This is a genomic window from Dechloromonas agitata is5, assembly GCF_000519045.1.
Taxonomy (GTDB): domain Bacteria; phylum Pseudomonadota; class Gammaproteobacteria; order Burkholderiales; family Rhodocyclaceae; genus Azonexus; species Azonexus agitatus.
The window spans coordinates 2,268,047-2,285,566 of record NZ_KI912532.1 but is presented as its reverse complement, the minus strand read 5'-3'; the positions used below and the strand labels follow the sequence as shown (position 1 = coordinate 2,285,566).

The 17,520-nt window shown below is 62.8% G+C and carries 15 protein-coding genes; 4 read left to right on the top strand and 11 right to left on the bottom strand.

The window, feature by feature from the left end; all coding sequences use genetic code 11:
• From K420_RS0111110 to K420_RS0111095, 4 genes are all read left to right on the top strand, one after another.
• Complete coding sequence (locus K420_RS0111110) at window positions 1-492, top strand: nitrous oxide reductase accessory protein NosL (protein WP_027458128.1); 492 nt, start codon at window positions 1-3, stop codon at window positions 490-492.
• Window positions 489-1,316, top strand: coding sequence for an ABC transporter permease (locus K420_RS0111105; protein WP_027458127.1), 828 nt, complete (start codon window positions 489-491; stop codon window positions 1,314-1,316). The genes K420_RS0111110 and K420_RS0111105 overlap by 4 nt, the downstream gene beginning before the upstream one ends.
• Before the next feature lie 2 nt (window positions 1,317-1,318).
• Window positions 1,319-1,807 (top strand): TlpA family protein disulfide reductase, encoded by a 489-nt coding sequence (locus K420_RS0111100; protein ID WP_027458126.1) that lies wholly within the window; start codon window positions 1,319-1,321, stop codon window positions 1,805-1,807.
• Window positions 1,808-1,911: 104 nt separating this feature from the next.
• The gene (locus K420_RS0111095; RefSeq protein ID WP_027458125.1) at window positions 1,912-2,466 is read left to right on the top strand and encodes a hypothetical protein; all 555 of its coding nucleotides are present in this window, start codon (window positions 1,912-1,914) and stop codon (window positions 2,464-2,466) included.
• 83 nt (window positions 2,467-2,549) lie between these two features.
• Here the strand turns inward: K420_RS0111095 and K420_RS0111090 are convergent, their stop codons facing one another.
• The 11 genes from K420_RS0111090 to K420_RS0111040 form a co-directional block, all read right to left on the bottom strand.
• Window positions 2,550-4,346, bottom strand: a complete 1,797-nt coding sequence (locus K420_RS0111090; protein ID WP_027458124.1) for an acyl-CoA dehydrogenase — start codon at window positions 4,344-4,346, stop codon at window positions 2,550-2,552.
• A 25-nt stretch (window positions 4,347-4,371) separates the two neighbouring features.
• The gene (locus K420_RS0111085; protein WP_027458123.1) at window positions 4,372-5,319 is read right to left on the bottom strand and encodes an NAD(P)H-dependent flavin oxidoreductase; all 948 of its coding nucleotides are present in this window, start codon (window positions 5,317-5,319) and stop codon (window positions 4,372-4,374) included.
• Window positions 5,320-6,981: a long-chain-fatty-acid--CoA ligase gene (locus K420_RS0111080; protein WP_027458122.1), complete on the bottom strand. Its 1,662-nt coding sequence runs from the start codon at window positions 6,979-6,981 to the stop codon at window positions 5,320-5,322.
• Between the two features lie 27 nt (window positions 6,982-7,008).
• On the bottom strand, window positions 7,009-7,584 hold the full coding sequence (locus tag K420_RS0111075; protein WP_027458121.1) for a chalcone isomerase family protein: 576 nt from the start codon (window positions 7,582-7,584) through the stop codon (window positions 7,009-7,011).
• Window positions 7,581-8,093, bottom strand: coding sequence for a DUF4442 domain-containing protein (locus K420_RS0111070; protein ID WP_027458120.1), 513 nt, complete (start codon window positions 8,091-8,093; stop codon window positions 7,581-7,583). The genes K420_RS0111075 and K420_RS0111070 overlap by 4 nt, the downstream gene beginning before the upstream one ends.
• Before the next feature lie 12 nt (window positions 8,094-8,105).
• A complete protein-coding gene (locus K420_RS0111065) occupies window positions 8,106-9,302 on the bottom strand; it encodes an acetyl-CoA C-acyltransferase (RefSeq protein ID WP_027458119.1) in 1,197 nt (398 codons plus the stop codon).
• A 22-nt stretch (window positions 9,303-9,324) separates the two neighbouring features.
• A complete protein-coding gene (locus tag K420_RS0111060) occupies window positions 9,325-11,724 on the bottom strand; it encodes a 3-hydroxyacyl-CoA dehydrogenase/enoyl-CoA hydratase family protein (RefSeq protein WP_027458118.1) in 2,400 nt (799 codons plus the stop codon).
• 159 nt (window positions 11,725-11,883) lie between these two features.
• On the bottom strand, window positions 11,884-13,185 hold the full coding sequence (locus tag K420_RS0111055) for an OmpP1/FadL family transporter (protein ID WP_051453087.1): 1,302 nt from the start codon (window positions 13,183-13,185) through the stop codon (window positions 11,884-11,886).
• Window positions 13,186-13,320: 135 nt separating this feature from the next.
• Complete coding sequence (locus K420_RS0111050) at window positions 13,321-15,231, bottom strand: 3-hydroxyacyl-CoA dehydrogenase NAD-binding domain-containing protein (RefSeq protein ID WP_027458116.1); 1,911 nt, start codon at window positions 15,229-15,231, stop codon at window positions 13,321-13,323.
• Window positions 15,232-15,241: 10 nt separating this feature from the next.
• A complete protein-coding gene (locus K420_RS0111045) occupies window positions 15,242-16,186 on the bottom strand; it encodes a DegV family protein (RefSeq protein ID WP_027458115.1) in 945 nt (314 codons plus the stop codon).
• Between the two features lies 1 nt (window position 16,187).
• A complete protein-coding gene (locus K420_RS0111040) occupies window positions 16,188-17,471 on the bottom strand; it encodes an acetyl-CoA C-acetyltransferase (protein ID WP_035854742.1) in 1,284 nt (427 codons plus the stop codon).
• Window positions 17,472-17,520: the final 49 nt, after the last annotated feature.

Sequence of the window (17,520 nt, the reverse complement as noted above, 5' to 3'; positions counted from 1 at the left end):
ATGTGCAACCGGCATCGACGTGACTTCCTTGGCCGGCTCGGCGTCGGCGGTCTGTTGCTGACGCCGCTGGCAGCGGCGCTTTCCGGCTGCCAGAAAGGCAACTGGCCGGACAACATGGTCGAGATCAAATGGGATCGCGACACCTGCGTCGTCTGCAACATGGTCATTTCCGACCGGCGCTTTGCCGGTGAGATGCGCGGCGGCCCGGACAAGACCGTTTTCAAGTTCGACGACCCCGGCTGCATGGCGATCTGGCTCAAGGAAAAGGGAGAGAAATATCCCTGGCTGAAAGACCCCGCCACCTGGATGTGGGTTGCCGACTACAACAGCAAGAGCCGTGAAGAAATGAACTGGCTCGATCCGCGCCGTGCGTATTTCGTGACACGCACGTCGCCGATGGGTTTCAATTTTGCTGCCGTTGCCTCTCCGCTGGCCGGCGCTCTCGATTTCACCGACATGCGCCAGCATGTCCTGGCAAGGTTAAAAAAATGAAGCAACTGTGGCTCACCGCCAAACTGGATATCGTCGAATCCCTGCGTGCCCGCTGGTTCCAGATCTATACCCTGGTCTTCGGTGGCATCGTTGCCCTGCTCTTCCTGTTCGGTCTGACCGAGTCGCGCGTGCTGGGCTTCATCGGCCTCTCCCGGCTGCTGGTCACCTACATCCAGCTGACCATGGCCATCCTGCCGATTTTCGTGCTGATCACCACCGTCCGCTCGGTGGCCGGGGACCGTGAGGCGGGCGTCTTCGAATACCTGCTGTCACTGCCGGTCGGCCTCGGCGCCTGGTTCTGGGGCAAGATCGTCGGCCGCTACATCGTCGTCTTCGCGCCGGTCTTTCTCGCCATGCTGGGCTCCGTCATCTGGGCGATGATCGCCAACATCGAAGTGCCTTGGGACATGTTCGGCTACTACACCGCCCTGCTCGCCGTGATGGCCATGTGCTTCCTCGGCATCGGCATGCTGATCTCGGCCATCGCCCGGACGACCGACATGGCGCAGGGTGCTGCCTTCATGGTCTGGCTGGTCCTGCTGCTCTTCCTCGACCTGATCCTGCTCGGCGTGATGATCCAGGGGAAGGTTGCCCCGGAGTTCGCCGTCACCCTGGCCCTGGCCAACCCGCTGCAGGTCTTCCGCACCGCCGCGCTGGCCCTCTTCGACCCACAACTGATCGTGCTCGGTCCGTCGGCCTATGTCATCCTTGATCTGTTCGGCACGGCTGGCTACAAGGTCTTTGCCCTGGCTTATCCGGCCGCGCTGGGTGTCATCAGCGCCACCGCCGGTTACGTCATCTTCCGCCGTGGAGATCTGCCTTGAAAATGCGGCTCCTCGCCCTCGCCCTGGCCTTCTCCGCGACGTCTGCCAGTGCCCAGGAAATGCCCTCCTCCGGCCCGCTGTTCGCTGCGACACTGAACGACCTCGACGACAAGCCGGTCGCCCTCGAGCGCTACAAGGGCAAGCCGTTGATCGTCAATTTCTGGGCCCGCTGGTGCGGTCCCTGCCGGGCCGAAATTCCCGAGCTGATCAAGTTCCGCAACGCCCACAAGGGCAAGATCGAGGTACTCGGCATCGGTATCGAGGACAAGGCCGAACCGGCCAAAGAATTCGCCAAGGCCTACGACATGGATTACCCAGTCTTCGTCGCCAAAGAACAGGGTATTCCGCTGATGCAGGCGCTCGGCAATACCAAGGCCGGCTTGCCCTACACCTTGTTCATCGACCGCCATGGCAACGTGATCCAGCGCAAGATGGGCGTGGTCCGCAAACCGGACTTTGATTCCGTTCAGGACACCCTGCTGAAGAAATGACGCTGGGTGACCCAGGTCACAGACTCGGTCCCCAGTCCGCTCTATCCTTTCCGGGTTGCCGGCCCTAGCTGGCGTTAAGAAGTTTTGTGTCATTCGGAGAGAATATGAAAACCAGCCGCATCACCGCCCTCTTCCTGCTCGCCGGCCTCGCGCTCGGCGCGACCGCCAGCCAGGCCGACGGCCTGCGTTTCTTCGCCGGCAAGGAAGCCGGCTTCAAGTTCGAGCCGACCATCGCCCTCACCGGCGGCATCATGAAGGCCACCCCGGCCAGCGACGACAACAACTTCGTCTATGGCCTCGATTTCAACATGAACTGTGGCCTGATCCAGACGGCGGACAACCGAATCCGCACCCATGTCCAGATCAACCACACCAACGAATCCGGCGTGAAGGCCACCTCCTTCGAACTGTCACCGCGCTACACCGTGCCCATCGGTAGCGGATTCTCCATCGGCGCCGGCCCGGTGATCGGCATGGTCAAAGCCGATAACGGCATCGCCGACAAGAACCTGTTCGCCTACGGTGCGGTGGTGGGTGCCAACTACCGCAAGGGTATGTATTACTCCGGCCTCGACCTGCGCTACCTGAACACCAATGAGCGCAACAACGTCGACTTCGAGAATTGGGCCCTGATCGCCAAGGTCGGCATCAACTTCTGACCCTTTCCTCGCCCCCATGAAAAAGGAGAAGCCGCGGCTTCTCCTTTTTGCATTTCGGGGCCGAACGACCCGTCAGCCGAGGATTACTCCTGTGACAGAGGCTCACCAGACAGGCCGCTGTCGCCGGCCATGACGATCTCGGCGTAAGACGCCGCCTGCGGCAGCATCTGGTCGGCGTAGAAGCGGGCCGAGGTGATCTTGCCGCGATAGAACGGCAGGTCACCTTCGCCCTTGTCGAGATGGGCAGCAGCAGCCAGTGCCGACTTGGCCATCAGCCAGCCGCCAGTGACGGTGACGGCCAGGTGCAGGTAAGGCACGGCGGCGGTCAGCACACCGGACAGGTTGCTGCGGGCATTGGCGGCCAGCCATTCGGTGGCGCCTGTCCAGGCTTTCAGGGCATTGCCCAGTTTCTGGCCCATCGCCATCAGTTCCGGCTTGCCGGAAGCGCCGAGCGCCTTGGCGGTGGCATAGACCTCGCCGAAAACGACCTTGGCGGTGGCCCCCTGGTCACGCATCAGCTTGCGGAACAGCAGGTCGTTGGCCTGAATGCCGGTGGTGCCTTCGTAGATGGTGGTGATGCGGGAATCGCGCCAGTGCTGGGCAGCGCCGGTTTCCTCGATGAAACCCATGCCCCCATGTACCTGGACACCGAGCGAGGTGACGTCGATGGCCATTTCGGTACCGCCGCCCTTGACCAGCGGGATCATGAATTCGGCCAGGTAGAGATCGCGCTTCTGCTGCTCGGCATCGGCGCCGCCGGCATGGACGCGGTCGAGCAGGCTGGCGGTGTAGTAAGCCATGGCGCGGCAGGCTTCAACGCGCGACCTCATCAACAGCAGCATGCGGCGCACGTCGGGGTGCTTGTCGATGGTGACCAGCGCCTCGCCGGTCAGCGCATCGCGCCCCTGCTTGCGATCCTTGGCATAGGCCAGGGCGCGCTGGTAGGCGCGTTCGCCAAGGGCGATGCCCTGCACGCCGACGCCAAGACGGGCGGCGTTCATCATGATGAACATGTATTCGAGGCCGCGGTTCGGCTCGCCGAGCAGGTAGCCCACGGCACCTCCATTGTCACCGTAGGCCATGACGCAGGTGGCGCTGGCGTGGATGCCGACCTTGTGCTCGATGGACACGCAATGGGCGTCGTTGCGGGTGCCGAGCGAACCGTCGGCATTGACCATGAACTTGGGCACCAGGAACATCGAGATGCCCTTCACCCCGGCCGGGGCGTCCGGCAGGCGGGCGAGGACGAGATGCACGATGTTGTCGGTCATGTCGTGGTCGCCGTAGCTGATGAAGATCTTCTGGCCGAAAACCTTGTAGCTGCCGTCGGCCTGCGGCTCGGCGCGCGAGCGGATCAGGGCCAGGTCGGAACCGGCTTGCGGCTCGGTCAGGTTCATGGTGCCGGTCCATTCGCCGGTGACCATCTTTTCCAGGTAGGTCGCCTTCAGTTCGTCGCTGGCGCAGGTCAGCAAGGCCTCAACCGCACCCGACGTGAGTAAGGGACCAAGCGAGAAGCCGAGGTTGGCCGAGCAGACCATTTCCTGAACGGCAATGCCGAGCGTGTTCGGCAGCCCCTGCCCACCGTATTCGGTGGGCAGTGTGATGCCGCTCCAGCCGGCTTCGCGGAAGGCGTTGTAGGCCTCCTTCCAGCCGTCCGGCGTGGTCACGCCCTCGGGCGTCCAGGTGCAGCCCTGGGTGTCGCCGACGCGGTTGAGCGGGGCGAGCACTTCACGGGTGAATTTGGCGGCTTCGTCGAGAATGGCATCGGCCATGTCCGGGGTCGCCTCGGCGTAGGCCGGAATCTGGCTGAGTTGCTGGAAGCCGGCAATCTCATCCATCACGAAGCGCATGTCCTTGATCGGGGCGCGGTAGTCGCTCATTGCTGTGTCTCCTTGTGTTGTTTATTCAGAATGGGTTGTTGCACAGCGCCGTCTTGGCGCTGCGGTATTCCTGCTGGAGGCGGGCGATCAGTTCGCCGGCCTCCAGCACCTCGTCGATGGTGCCGACGCCCTGTCCGGCGCCCCAGATGTCCTTCCAGGCCTTGGCACCGGTGGCGGCGCCAAAATTCATCGCCGACTTGTCACGCTCCGGCAGGTTGGCCGGATCGAGGCCGGCGGCGATGATGCTCTTGGTCAGGTAGTTGCCATGCACCCCGGTGAAATAAGGCGTGTAGACCACGTCCTTGGCCGATGAATCGAGGATGGCCTGCTTGTAGGCCTCGACCGCATTGGCTTCGGTGGTGGCGATGAAGCGCGTGCCGATGTAGGCGAAATCCGCCCCCATGGCCTGCGCCGCCAGGATGGCCTGGCCGTTGGTGATGGAACCGGACAGCGCGATCGGGCCATCGTAGAACTTGCGGATTTCGCCGACCAGCGCGAAGGGGCTGAGGGTGCCAGCATGGCCACCGGCGCCGGCGCAAACCAGGATCAAGCCATCGACACCGGCCTCCAGGGCCTTCTCGGCATGGCGCACACTGATCACGTCGTGGAAGACCTTGCCACCGTAGGCATGGACATGCGGCACGATCTGGGTCGGCGCCGACAGGCTGGTGATGATCAAGGGCACCTCGTGCTTCACGCACAGCGCCATGTCGTGTTCCAGTCGTTCGTTGGACGGGTGGATGATCTGATTGACGGCGAACGGCGCGGCATTCGGGTCGGCCGCCAGTTCGCTCTTGATGCGCGTCAGCCATTCGTCGAGCAGTTCCTTCGGCCGGGCGTTGAGGGCCGGGAAGGAGCCGATGACACCGCCCTTGCACTGGGCGATGACCAGATCCGGGTTGGAAATGATGAACATCGGCGCGCAGATGACCGGCAGCGCGAGATTCTGGTTCAGCGAGGCAGGAATGCCCATTTATGCTCCTTCCTTGAGGGCGCGACGGAGGATCTTGCCGACGTTGGTGCGCGGCAGGTCGTCACGGAATTCGATATGTTTCGGCACCTTGTAGCCGGTCAGCACGCTACGGCAATGGGCGATCAGCATCTGCTCGTTGACCGCGGGATCCTTGCGCACGACGAATATTTTCACCGCCTCGCCGGAATGCTCGTCCGGCACACCGATGGCCGCCACGTCGCTGACCCCGGGATGCATGGCGACAGCCTCCTCGACTTCGTTCGGATAGACGTTGAAACCGGAGACCAGGATCATGTCCTTCTTGCGGTCGACCAGGAAAACGAAGCCCAACTTGTCGACATAGCCCATGTCGCCGGTGCGCAGGAAACCGTCCGGATGGAAGACGTTGGCCGTCTCTTCCGGCCGCTGCCAGTAGCCCTTCATGACCTGCGGCCCCTTGATGCAGATTTCGCCGACCTGTCCCTGCGGCACCTCGGCACCGTAGTCATCGCGGATCGAGACATCGGTCGAGGATATCGGCAGGCCGATGGCGCCGTTGAACTCATGCATGTCGAGCGGGTTGATCGTCGCCGCCGGTGAGGTTTCGGTCAGGCCATAGGCCTGCAGCAGCGGTACGCCGGTCACCTTGCGCCAACGCTCGGCAACCGGCCCCTGGACGGCCATGCCACCGCCGAGCGTGACGCGCATGGTCGAAAAATCGAGCTTGCCGAATTCCGCATTGTTGAGCAGGGCATTGAACAGCGTGTTCACACCGGTCACCACGGTTACCGGATACTTGCGCCACTCCTTGACGAAACCCGGGATGTCGCGCGGATTGGCGATCAGCAGGTTGCGCGCGCCGATCATCAGGAAAGTCAGGCAGTTCGCGGTCAGCGCGAAAATGTGATAGAGCGGCAAGGCGGTGATGATCATCTCCTCGCCCTCGCGCACCACCGGCTTGATCCAGTTGTAGGCCTGGGTCACGTTGGAGGCGATGTTGGCGTGGGTGAGCATGGCCCCCTTCGAAACGCCGGTCGTGCCGCCGGTGTATTGCAGGAAGGCCAGGTCGCCCTGTTCCAGCGGCACCGGCTTGAAGCCCTGCTTGCGTCCCTGGGCCAGGGCCGTCTTGAAGCTGATGGAACCGGCCAGGTGCCAGGCCGGCACCATTTTCTTGACCCGGCGGACGACGAAATTGACGATCGCCCCCTTCAAGCCACCCAGCCTCTCGCCCATCGAGGTCACGATCACATGCTTGATCGCCGTATGCGCAATGACCTGCTGCAGCGTATGGGCGAAGTTCTCGACGATGACGATGGCCGTCGCGCCGGAATCCTTCAGCTGGTGCTCCAGTTCGCGCGGCGTATAGAGCGGGTTGCAATTGACCACGACACATCCGGCGCGCAGGGTGCCGAACAGGGCAACCGGATATTGCAGGATGTTGGGCATCATCAGCGCGACGCGGTCGCCCTTCTTCAAACCCTTCGCCTGAAGCCAACCGGCAAACTCGCTCGCCTCGGCATCGAGCTGGCGATAGGTAATCTCGCGCCCCATGCTGATATAGGCCACCTTGTCGGCGAAGGTCTTGCAGGCCTTGTCGAACAGGGCGACCAGCGACGGGATGTGGTCGATATCGATTTCTGCCGGGACACCCTTGGGATAACTTTGCAGCCAGATCTTTTCCATTTTTTGTCTCCTCCTTCGTTGCCTGCCCTAGCTGCCGAGCAGCGCCTTCTTCAGTGACGCATCGGCCGGTTTCTCGCCCAGCCAGACCTTGAGCAGGGCCTTGGCAAACCCGGCTCCGGCCACCTTGCCGCGCACCTCTCCATTCTGGCTGACAACAACGCCCTCGCTGGAGAAGTCGATGCTGATCGTATCGCCTTCACGCACCTTGCCGATCGCCTTCATGATGCCAGCCAGTTGTTCGGCCTGGGCTTGCATCTCAGACAACTCGGCGGGCGTATGGTTGTTGCGCAAGCCCTCATCGAGAGCGGAGTGCAGGGAATCGGCATCGAGGTCGCGCAGCAGGCGGAGCACCATGCGACGCGGCGTGGCACTGTCGTAGATGGCCGCCGGCGTCGCCGCCTTCTGGCCGACATACAGCGCGCCGACATAGACCTTGATGAACAGCTTGCTGCGCAGGCCGGCGCCGTTGAGCACCAGTTCGTTGTTGCCGACCTTGACGCTGTCGGCCACCCGGACACCGGCCACTTCGGCCGCATGCAGGCCGGGAACCGCCATCAGGGCGGCGATCAGCGCAGCACGCCGAACGCTCGTCGAAGTAATCATGTATTGTCTCCTCCGCTTTTCAGACGGTAGTAGTTTTTTTCAGCGATATAAACGGTACGCTCAACCACGGTATGAATGACACCGTCGGCGTCCTTGATGTCGATCTGGAAAGTCCAGTCCACTTCATGCTGCCTGGCCAGCGCGCCCCGAATGCCCGCCATCTCCTCGGGCGTCACCCGAAAATCGGCGTACAGCGTGCTGTAGCCCGGTTTGCGGTAACGGATGCTGGCTGCCTTGTCCCAGATGATGTAGTCCTCGCCGAGCGCCGCCATCAGCATGGCGGGGTGCGCACCGTCGGTGATGGCGAACAGCGAGCCGCCGTAGAGCGAGCCGACGATGTTCTTCGTCTTCCAGGTCAGCGGCAGGCGGACGCGAATGTGGCACAGGTCGGGCGCGACATGGACGACGCGCCCGCCGGTGCTGCGAAAGGCGGGATGGAGATTGAACCCCATCCGCACCAGTCGCGCCCCCCAGGGGCGAGGCAGCTTGGCGAGCCAGGCAGGCTTCACCCGCGCGCTCCGTCAGACACGCTCGAAGATGCCGGCGGCACCCATGCCGGTACCGATGCACATCGAGACCATGCCGTACTTACCGCCGGTGCGCTGCAGGCCATGCACGATGGTCGCCGTGCGGATGGCACCGGTCGCGCCGAGCGGGTGGCCGAGGGCAATGGCGCCGCCGAGCGGGTTGATCTTGCTCGGGTCGAGGCCGAGTTCCTTGACCACGGCGAGCGACTGGGCAGCGAAGGCTTCGTTCAGTTCGATCCAGTCCAGGTCTTCCTGGCGGATGCCGGCCTGGGCCAGCGCCTTGGGGATCGCAGCGATCGGGCCGATGCCCATGATCTCCGGCGCCACCCCGCCGACGGCGAAGCTGGCGAAACGGGCGAGCGGCGTCAGGTTGTGTTCCTTGAGCACCTTTTCCGAGACCAACATGACGGCGGCAGCACCGTCCGACATCTGCGAGGAGTTGCCAGCAGTCACTGAACCGCGGGCATGGAAGACCGGGCGCAGCTTGCCCAGCTTTTCCAGCGAGGCATCCGGACGCGGGCCTTCGTCGAACTCGACGGTGCGCTCGCGCACCTTGATCTGGCCGGTCTTCAGGTCGGGCAGGCTTTCGCGGATCAGGTAGGGCGAGGTTTCCGCCTTGAAATGACCGGCCGCAATGGCGGCGCAGGCCTTCTGGTTGGAGGCCAGCGCGAAGGCATCCTGCTCCTCGCGGCTGATCTGCCACTGGTTGGCGACCTTCTCGGCGGTCAGGCCCATGCCGTAGGCGATGCCGATATTTTCATCGGTGAAGATGGCCGGGTTCATGGCCATCTTGTTGCCCATGATCTGCGGCATGATGGTCATCGACTCGGTACCGGCGGCGATCATCACGTCGGCCAGGCCGAGACGGATCTGGTTGGCCGCATCCGCCACGGCCTGCAGGCCGGAGGAGCAGAAGCGGTTGATGGTGATACCCGGCACGGTAATCGGCAGACCAGCCAGCAGGGCGCCGATGCGGGCGACGTTCATGCCCTGCTCGGCTTCCGGCATGGCGCAGCCGACGATCACGTCGCCGATGCGCGCCGGGTCGATACCCGGCACCTGGGCGACAACCGACTTGATGGCGTGGGCCAGCATGTCGTCCGGGCGAACGTTGCGGAACATCCCGCCCTTCTTGGCCACCGGCAGGCGGGTGGCGGCGACGATGTAGGCTTCTTGAATCTGTTTGCTCATTTGTGTTGTCTCCTTGACCCGATTAATTGCGCAGCGGCTTGCCGGTTTCCAGCATGTGCTTGATGCGGGTCTGGGTCAGCGGGTTCTTCAGCAGTTCGACGAACAGGCGGCGTTCGACGGTGATCAGCCATTCCTCATCCACCACGCTGCCAGTCTCGACCTCGCCACCGCACAGGGCGACGGCCGCCGAGCGGGCGACCACGTAGTCGTGTGCCGAGATCATGCCGCCCTCCTTCATGTTCACCAGCATCATCTCCAGCGTGGCGATGCCGTTCTTGCCGGCGACGATCACGCCGCGCGCCATCGGCGGCGGGGCATAGCCGGCGTCAGCCATGGCCCGCGCTTCCTTGATGGCGACCCAGAGCAGTTCGTTGGCGTTGAACAGGATGGTGTCGGACGGCTTGGCGAAACCCATGTCGATGGCCTCGACTGCGCTCTTGGCAACCTTGGCCATGGCAATGGTCTGGAACACCGGTTGCAGGAAATTGAACACCTCGCCCGGTGTCGCCGACTGGGCAGCCCACTCCGCAGCACGCACGGCGAACTCCTTGCAACCGCCACCGGCCGGAATCAGGCCGACACCGGCCTCGACCAGGCCAATGTAGCTTTCCAGCGCCATGACACGCTTGCCGGCATGCATGACGAATTCGCACCCACCGCCCAGGGCCATGCCCTGCACGGCCGCGACGACCGGTACTTGGGCGTATTTCAATGTTTGCGAAGCGCGCTGGAACTTCTCGACCGTCGCTTCCAGGATGTCGAACTGGCCGGCGGCACAGGCTTCACCGACCTGCTGCAGGTTGGCACCGACGGCAAACGGCGCTTCGTGCCAGACCACCACGCCATCCAGCGTGCCTTCGGCCTGCTTGACGGCAGCGATCACGCCATCCAGTACCTCGTTGCCGATGGTGTGCATCTTGGACTTGACCGACAGGATGCCGATACCGGCGTCGAGCGACGGCAAGCGCCACAGGCGGACGCCCTCGTTCTCGTACAGCGTTTCGCCGGATTTTTCCGGAGTGGCGGCCACTTCGCCCAGCACGCGCTCGGGGAAGAGCTGGCGCTGATAGACCGGCAGCGACGAGCGCGGCACATAGGCGTTCTTGCTGGCCGAGTAGGAACCCTCCGCGGCATGCACGCCGGTACGGCCGGCTTCCAGCGCCCAGGCCGGTAGCGGCACGCTGGCCATGGTCTTGCCGGCGGCGATGTCGGCGGCGACGGCTTGGGCGATGTCGCTCCAGCCGGCAGCCTGCCAGGTTTCGAACGGACCTTGCGCCCAGCCGAAGCCCCAGCGCATGGCGAGATCGAGATCGCGGGCATTGTCGGCAACGCTTTCCAGCTGTACGGCGGCGTAATGGAAGATGTCGCGGAAAATGGCCCACAGGAATTGCGCTTGCGGGTGGCTGGAAGCACGCAGCGCGGCGAATTTCTCGGCCGGACTCTTGATTTTCAGGATGGCAGCGACTTCCTCTGCGATCTCGCCGGCCGACTTGCGGTAATCCTGCGCCGCCAGGTCAAGCACCTGGATTTCCTTGCCCTGCTTGCGGAAGATGCCGCAACGGGTCTTCTGGCCAAGGGCGCCCTTCTCGATCAGCAGCTTGAGCCAGGCCGGGGTGGTGAAATGGGCGTGCCACGGGTCGTTGGGCAGGGTGTCCTGCATGGTCTTGACGACGTGCGCCAGGGTATCGAGGCCGACCACATCGGCCGTGCGATACGTGGCGCTCTTCGGGCGACCGATCTTCGGGCCGGTCAGCGCGTCGACTTCGTCAAAACCGAGGCCGAAGGCCTGGGTGTGGTGCATGACAGCGAGAATGGAGAAGACACCGATGCGGTTGGCGACGAAGTTCGGCGTATCGAGGGCGCGGATGACGCCCTTGCCGAGGCGCGAGGTCAGCCAGGTTTCCAGCGCATCCAGCGTGCTGCCATCGGTCGTCTGGGTACCGATGATCTCGACCAGATGCATGTAGCGCGGCGGGTTGAAGAAATGGATGCCGCAGAAGCGCGGCCGGATCGACTCCGGCAACCCCTGGGCCAGCGCGTTCATCGACAGGCCGGAAGTGTTGGAGGCGACGATGGCGTTGGCGCCGATATGCGGCGCGATCTTGGCGTACAGATCGTTCTTCCAGTCCATACGCTCGGCGATGGCCTCGATGACGAGATCGCACTCGGCGAGCAGCGGCAGATGCTCGTCGTAGTTGGCGGCATCAATGAACTTCAGTTTGGACTTGCTGGCCAGCGGCGCCGGTTCCAGCTTCTTCAGGCCATCGAGGGCCTTCTTCACGATGCCGTTCTTGTCACCTTCCTTGGCCGGCAAATCGAACAACACGACCGGCACATTGGCGTTGGCGAGATGAGCCGCAATCTGCGCCCCCATCACACCAGCGCCCAGCACGGCAGCTTTCTTCACGATCAGCTTGTTCAAGCGCGTCTCCTTTTGGTCTGTTATCGGGCTTCGTTAAAAACTAAAACGAACGTTTGAATTATAGATAAGGTGACCCAGTGGTCAACGGTTTTTTGTAGGTCGGTTCAAAAAAATCCCCGGACTAGCCGGGGATCAAATTCACGCAAGGTTCTTCCGCAATCAGAAGGAATAGTTCAACTGGAGCGACAAATAATCGACCGAGGTTTCGAACTTGCCGCGGACAGTCTGAACAACTGTCGTTTCAGCCGCACTGCTGTAAACATTACGAGCGGTGCGAGCTTCCTTCACAAAAATATGGGCATAACCAACATCAAGGGAGGCCTTCGGTGTGATCTTCCATTTCGCACCGAGCGCTAGCCAAGTACGATCCTGATCCGGTACCGTCATCGTACGCGAGGCATCGTCAGGGACAGCCCCCTTGTCAAAGGCAACACCCAAACGCAGCATCCACTGGTCATTCAGTTGATATGTAGTACCCAGACCGACGCGGTAGGTATCCTTGAAGTTGTAGCGTAGCGGTGCTACAGCACGGCTTCCATCCGAATAGACCGGCTCAAGTTTCTGCAGCTTGCTCCAGCCCGTCCATGTGTAGTCGGCAAGGATCGCCCACTTGTCATTGAACTGGTGATGAAGTGCCAGGGAGGCGGTGTCCGGTGTCGTCAAGTCGGCATAGATGTTGCGGGTCGCTTGCCCAGTCTGAGTTTTATCGCCTTCAAGATCGAACTTGATCTTGGAACGATAGCTCAGGCCAACACGCGTATCCTTCGTAACCTGGTACATCGCACCCAGGTTATAACCCCAGCCGGTCGCATCGCCCTTCAAGGTACCTGAGCCATCTGGCTGACCGGCCCTCGGCACTGCCTGATTGAATTCGACATCAGCCTTGGCAAAATTGATGCCGAACGCGAGCGACAATGCATCATTCACCTTGTAAGCAACCGAGGGGTTGACATTGATAATCCGGATTTTGGTTTTCAAACCGGAATAACGGCCAGCAAAATCCTTGTCGTACTCGGTTTCATCCGCGAAGGTCGGATTGACCGCCAAACCAAGACGCCACTGCGGCGCAAGGGAATAGGAGTAATAGAAAGCGGGAACTGCATTCAATCCACCACCGTTACCGCCATCACCACCAACATCCTTCCCCAATCCAGTTGCATAGAATGGTGGAGAACCAGGATTGTTAAGATATCCACCAGTTCCTTCATTGGTAAAGCGGGTACTACGATCCAGCAGCGTCGTAGCGAAGCTGATGTTGTGCCCCTCGGACAGATAGGTCATCCCGGCCGGGTTGTAATACAGGGTGCTGGCGTCCTCCGCTGCGGCAGCAGCACCGGCGTTGGCGATACCGACGCCCGAAGCGCTCTGCCCGGTCAGCTGGAAAGCTGCAGCAAACGCGCCACCGGAAAAGGTGATGGCGAGCAAGGCCGGAATCAGGCGCAGGGTGATTTTTTTGTGCATCAATATGTCTCCTTTATGGATTGTTCTGGGAAGTTTCCCGGGTGCTACTGGTGCTTCGATTAAATCTCAAACACGCGTTTGAAATTTCGTTTCAATTGCTGTTGCGTTGAAATATGTTGCACAAATGCAACATTATTAAACTGATTTACGATAATTTAACGGCCCACCGGTAAATGGTGCAAAGCCGGTGCCGAAGATCACGCCGGCGTCGGCCAATTCGGCATCTCCGATGATGCCCTCGGCAACGAGACGCTCAGTGCGGTCGATCAGGGGCTTGACCAGACGTTCGGCCAGGCCGGCCGGCACGCTGCCAGCGCTGCCTTTTTGCGGTTTGCCTTCAGACCAGGCGTAGAAGCCTTGCCCGCTCTTCTTGCCGAGCAGGTTTTTCTCCACCCGCTGCAGCAGGCATTTCGGCGCATCGGCTCCACCGGCCAGTTGCTTGCCGGCGGCCATGGCGATGTCGAGGCCTACGGTATCGATCAGTTCGATCGGCCCCATCGGCATGCCAAAGGCGAGCATGGCTTCGTCGACCGTTTCCGGTGAGATACCCTCGTCCACCGCCCGCATGGCGGCCAGCATGTACGGCGCCAGCACGGCGTTGACCAGGAAGCCCGGCGCGCTCTTGACCGGCAGCGGCAGCTTGTCGATCTGCTTGACGAAGGCGCAGGCGGCCTGCACGGCAGCCGGATCGGCGCCTTCGGCCTCGACCACTTCGACCAGCGGCATCATCGATACCGGGTTGAAAAAGTGGATGCCGACCAAGCGCTCCGGTCGGTGCAGGACCGTGCGCAGATCTTCCAGCTTGAGGCTGGAAGTGTTGGTAGCGAGTACCGCCCCCGGCTTCATGCGCGGCTCCAGGGCGCGGAACAATGCATGCTTGGCCTCGACGTTCTCGAAGATGGCTTCGATGATCACGTCGGCATGCGGCACGCCATCGCCTTGCGGATCCGGGATCAGGCGATCAAAGGCGGCACGGGCCTTGAGCGGGTCGCGCAGCTTCTTGGCAAATAGCGACTGCGCCCGTTTGAGGGCCGGGGCGATACGCTCCAGGGCCTGATCCTGCAACGTCACGGTCATGCCGCGCAGGGCACACCAGGCGGCAATGTCGCCGCCCATCACGCCGGCGCCGATGACATGCACGCGCCGTGCCTTGAAATCGGAGTCCTTGCCGAAGCCCTTCAGGCGCTCCTGCAGTCCGAAGACGCGCACCAGGTTGCGAGCGGTCGGCGAGGCAATGATGCGGTCCACCACCTCCGGTGCGGCCAGCGCGTTGCCGTCGTGCTTCTGCCACAGGTCGATGATCGCGTACGGGGCCGGATAGTGCTGTGGCCGTGCCTTCTTCGCCACCTGCTTGCGGGCGCCGTTGGCGACGACGCTCTTCAGCGGACCGTTCATCAGCTTCTGCATGAAGGGCAACGGACGGCGCGGCTGACCGGAAACAACCAGCTGGCGGGCGGCCATTTCCATGACGCGGGGCGGCACGCAATCGTCGGCCAGGCCCATCTTCTTTGCCCGTTTGGCATCGAGGGTCTTGCCGGTCAGCATCATGTCCAGCGCGGCGGCCGGGCCGACCCGCTGGGGCAGGCGGAGCATACCACCCCAGCCGGGGAAGATGCCGAGCATGACTTCCGGCAGGCCCATCTTGGTGCCGGATTCATCGACCGCCAGGAGGTAGCGGCAAGCCAGCGCCAGTTCCAGGCCGCCGCCCAGGCAGTGGCCACGGACCAGCGCCAGGGTCGGGTACTTGACGGCTTCCAGACGATTGAACAGCTTCCAGCCACGCTCGACGAGCGCCCGGCCCTTCTCGGCGGTATCGAGCTGGGAGAATTCCGAGATATCGGCCCCGGCGATGAAGCCGGCTGCCTTGCCGGAGCGGATGATCAGGCCCTTGGGGGGATAGACATCCAGTTGGTCGAGCAGCGAAGAAAACTCGCGCAGCACCTCGGCCGACAGCGAATTGGCGGACTCTCCCGCCTTGTCCAGGGTAGCGGTGGCGATGCCTTGCGCATCGACGTCCAAGCGCCAGTGTTGCAGATTCACATTCATTGCATTGTCCTCAGTGAGCCTGGTGGCCGCGTGCAGCAAAAGCCAGCGACAGGGCGCCCGGCCCGACATTGACGGCCGCCGTCTTGCTCATCGGCGACACGTGGATTTCGACGCCGTTGTCCTCGGCGGCCTTGGCCAGCCGCTGATAGCCCGGCATACGAGTGACCATGGCGGGCTCGCCGCCGTAGCTGATGCAGACGCTAGGCGCATCCAGCCCGTCACCGATGCGCTTGACCGCCTTGTCGAACAACTGCTCGACACCGGCCGCGAAACCGCGCACCTTCTCCACCGTCGTCGTCACGTCGCGGTGGCAGTGCAGGATGGGCTTGACATCCAGCCAGGTACCCAGCGTGTAGGAGCTCCAGCCCAGGCTGGTGTCGCCCTTCTTCGATGCCCGCTTGTAGATGTGGAAGAGGTCGGCCGGCACCAGGTAGGTGTGGGTCTCGTCGATCAACTGCTTCAGGCGGGTACCGATTTCGCTCGGCAGGCCGCCCAGGCGGATCAGGCGCACGGCCTCGGCGACCGGCACGGCCTGCCCGGTGAACAGGTTGCGCGTGGAAAACACGGCCAGCCCGAAACGCTCCTCCATGCCGGCTTCGCGGCGGATGGCCTTGTATTTGGTGAGGATTGTCCGCGAGGCTTGCATGGCATGCTCGTAGATCGGGCTACGTGTGCTGGTGATGGTCAGGCAGAACACATAGTCGTAATCGAGCACCAGGCGCTCAAGGAACAGGCGCTCGATCTGGGATACCGAATAGGGGATCGATTCGGCGAAATCTTCGCTCTTGCGGTCCAGATGCCGCGCGTAGAAGGCCTGCGTTTCGTCCGGATGCCGACGGTCCTCGATCAGCGCGTCGCCGATGCGCAGGGTAATCGGCATGATCAGCACGCCGTGCTTGTCGAGAAATTCACGCGGCAGATCACAGGCGGAATCGACAACGATACCGATCCGCATGTCAGTTCACCGTCTCGAGCAACATCGCACCCCCCAGACCGCCGCCAATGCAGATGGTGGCAATACCACGCCGAGCCTGGTTGCGGCGCAGCACATGCAGCAGATGCAGCACGATGCGCGCCCCCGAAGCACCGACCGGGTGGCCGATGGAAACCGCTCCGCCATCGACGTTCAGGCGATCCTCCGGGATTTCGCCCAGCGCCCCCGGCAGGTCGAGCTGCTCGCGGCAATAGGCGTCATCCTTCCAGGCCGCCTGGCAGGCCAGGACCTGCGCGGCGAAGGCCTCGTTCAGTTCCCAGTAATCGATGTCGGCGAGGCTCAGGCCGTGGCGCTGCAGGATCGGGGTCGAGGCATGGACCGGACCGAGACCCATCTGATCCGGTTCCAGGCCGGCCCATTCGCTGTCGACAATCTTGCCGATCGGCTTGAGCCCCCATTTCTGCACGGCCTCTTCCGAAGCAAGGAGCACCCAGGCGGCGCCGTCGGTGATCTGCGAACTGTTGGCAGCGGTGATGTTGCCGTACTTCTTGTCGAAGAAGGGCTTCGGCTTGGCCATGCCGGCCAGCGTCGCATCGGCGCGCACGCCGTCATCGTCAGCATAGACATTCCCCTGCCCGTCGACCACCGGCACGATCTCGGCCAAATGTCCGGCTTGCCGGCCGGCAATGCTGCGTTGGTGGCTGCGCACGGCGAATTCGTCCATCTGTTGCCGGCTGATGCCGAACTTCCACGCCAGGTTCTCAGCCGTCTGGCCCATCAGCAGGCCGACCACCGGGTCGGTCAGGCCCTTCATCAGGCCGATGACCGGCGTCAGCAGCATGGCCGGCCGCAGCTTGAGGAAATGCTGCAGCTTCTGGCCTACCGTACGCAGCGACATCATGCCGGCGAACCAGCGCACCATCGCATCCGAGTACAGCAGCGGCGCCCGCGACAGGGCATCGACACCACCGGCCAGCACCAGTTCGGAACGCCCGCACTGGATGTTGGCGATGGCCGAGTCGATGGCCTGCATGCCGGAGGCGCAATTGCGCATCACCGTCCAGCCCGGCACCTTCTTGCCGCAACCGAGGCGCAGCGCGACCATGCGGCCGATGTTGGTCTCGTCTGGCGACGGTGCAGCGCAGCCGAGGATCACCTCGTCCAGATCGGACGGTTCGAACGGCTGGCGCAACAGCAGCGCCCGGCCGGCCTGGGTGGCCAGGTCGGACGCCGCGAACGGCCCCGGCCCTTTCTGGGCTTTCAGAAACGGCGTCCGGGCGCCGTCGACTACATAGATTGTTTTCATGTCAAAACCTTTCACCGCAACGACACAGAGACGCAAAGGTTTCGCAAAG

What these genes read in the sequence shown, in the direction of transcription:
- K420_RS0111110 (WP_027458128.1), top strand. Translation starts at nt 1, where the DNA reads ATGTGCAACCGGCATCGACGTGACTTCCTTGGCCGGCTCGGCGTCGGC.
- K420_RS0111105 (WP_027458127.1), top strand. Translation starts at nt 489, where the DNA reads ATGAAGCAACTGTGGCTCACCGCCAAACTGGATATCGTCGAATCCCTG.
- K420_RS0111100 (WP_027458126.1), top strand. Translation starts at nt 1,319, where the DNA reads ATGCGGCTCCTCGCCCTCGCCCTGGCCTTCTCCGCGACGTCTGCCAGT.
- K420_RS0111095 (WP_027458125.1), top strand. Translation starts at nt 1,912, where the DNA reads ATGAAAACCAGCCGCATCACCGCCCTCTTCCTGCTCGCCGGCCTCGCG.
- K420_RS0111090 (WP_027458124.1), bottom strand. Translation starts at nt 4,346, where the DNA reads ATGAGCGACTACCGCGCCCCGATCAAGGACATGCGCTTCGTGATGGAT.
- K420_RS0111085 (WP_027458123.1), bottom strand. Translation starts at nt 5,319, where the DNA reads ATGGGCATTCCTGCCTCGCTGAACCAGAATCTCGCGCTGCCGGTCATC.
- K420_RS0111080 (WP_027458122.1), bottom strand. Translation starts at nt 6,981, where the DNA reads ATGGAAAAGATCTGGCTGCAAAGTTATCCCAAGGGTGTCCCGGCAGAA.
- K420_RS0111075 (WP_027458121.1), bottom strand. Translation starts at nt 7,584, where the DNA reads ATGATTACTTCGACGAGCGTTCGGCGTGCTGCGCTGATCGCCGCCCTG.
- K420_RS0111065 (WP_027458119.1), bottom strand. Translation starts at nt 9,302, where the DNA reads ATGAGCAAACAGATTCAAGAAGCCTACATCGTCGCCGCCACCCGCCTG.
- K420_RS0111055 (WP_051453087.1), bottom strand. Translation starts at nt 13,185, where the DNA reads ATGCACAAAAAAATCACCCTGCGCCTGATTCCGGCCTTGCTCGCCATC.
- K420_RS0111050 (WP_027458116.1), bottom strand. Translation starts at nt 15,231, where the DNA reads ATGAATGTGAATCTGCAACACTGGCGCTTGGACGTCGATGCGCAAGGC.
- K420_RS0111045 (WP_027458115.1), bottom strand. Translation starts at nt 16,186, where the DNA reads ATGCGGATCGGTATCGTTGTCGATTCCGCCTGTGATCTGCCGCGTGAA.
- K420_RS0111040 (WP_035854742.1), bottom strand. Translation starts at nt 17,471, where the DNA reads ATGAAAACAATCTATGTAGTCGACGGCGCCCGGACGCCGTTTCTGAAA.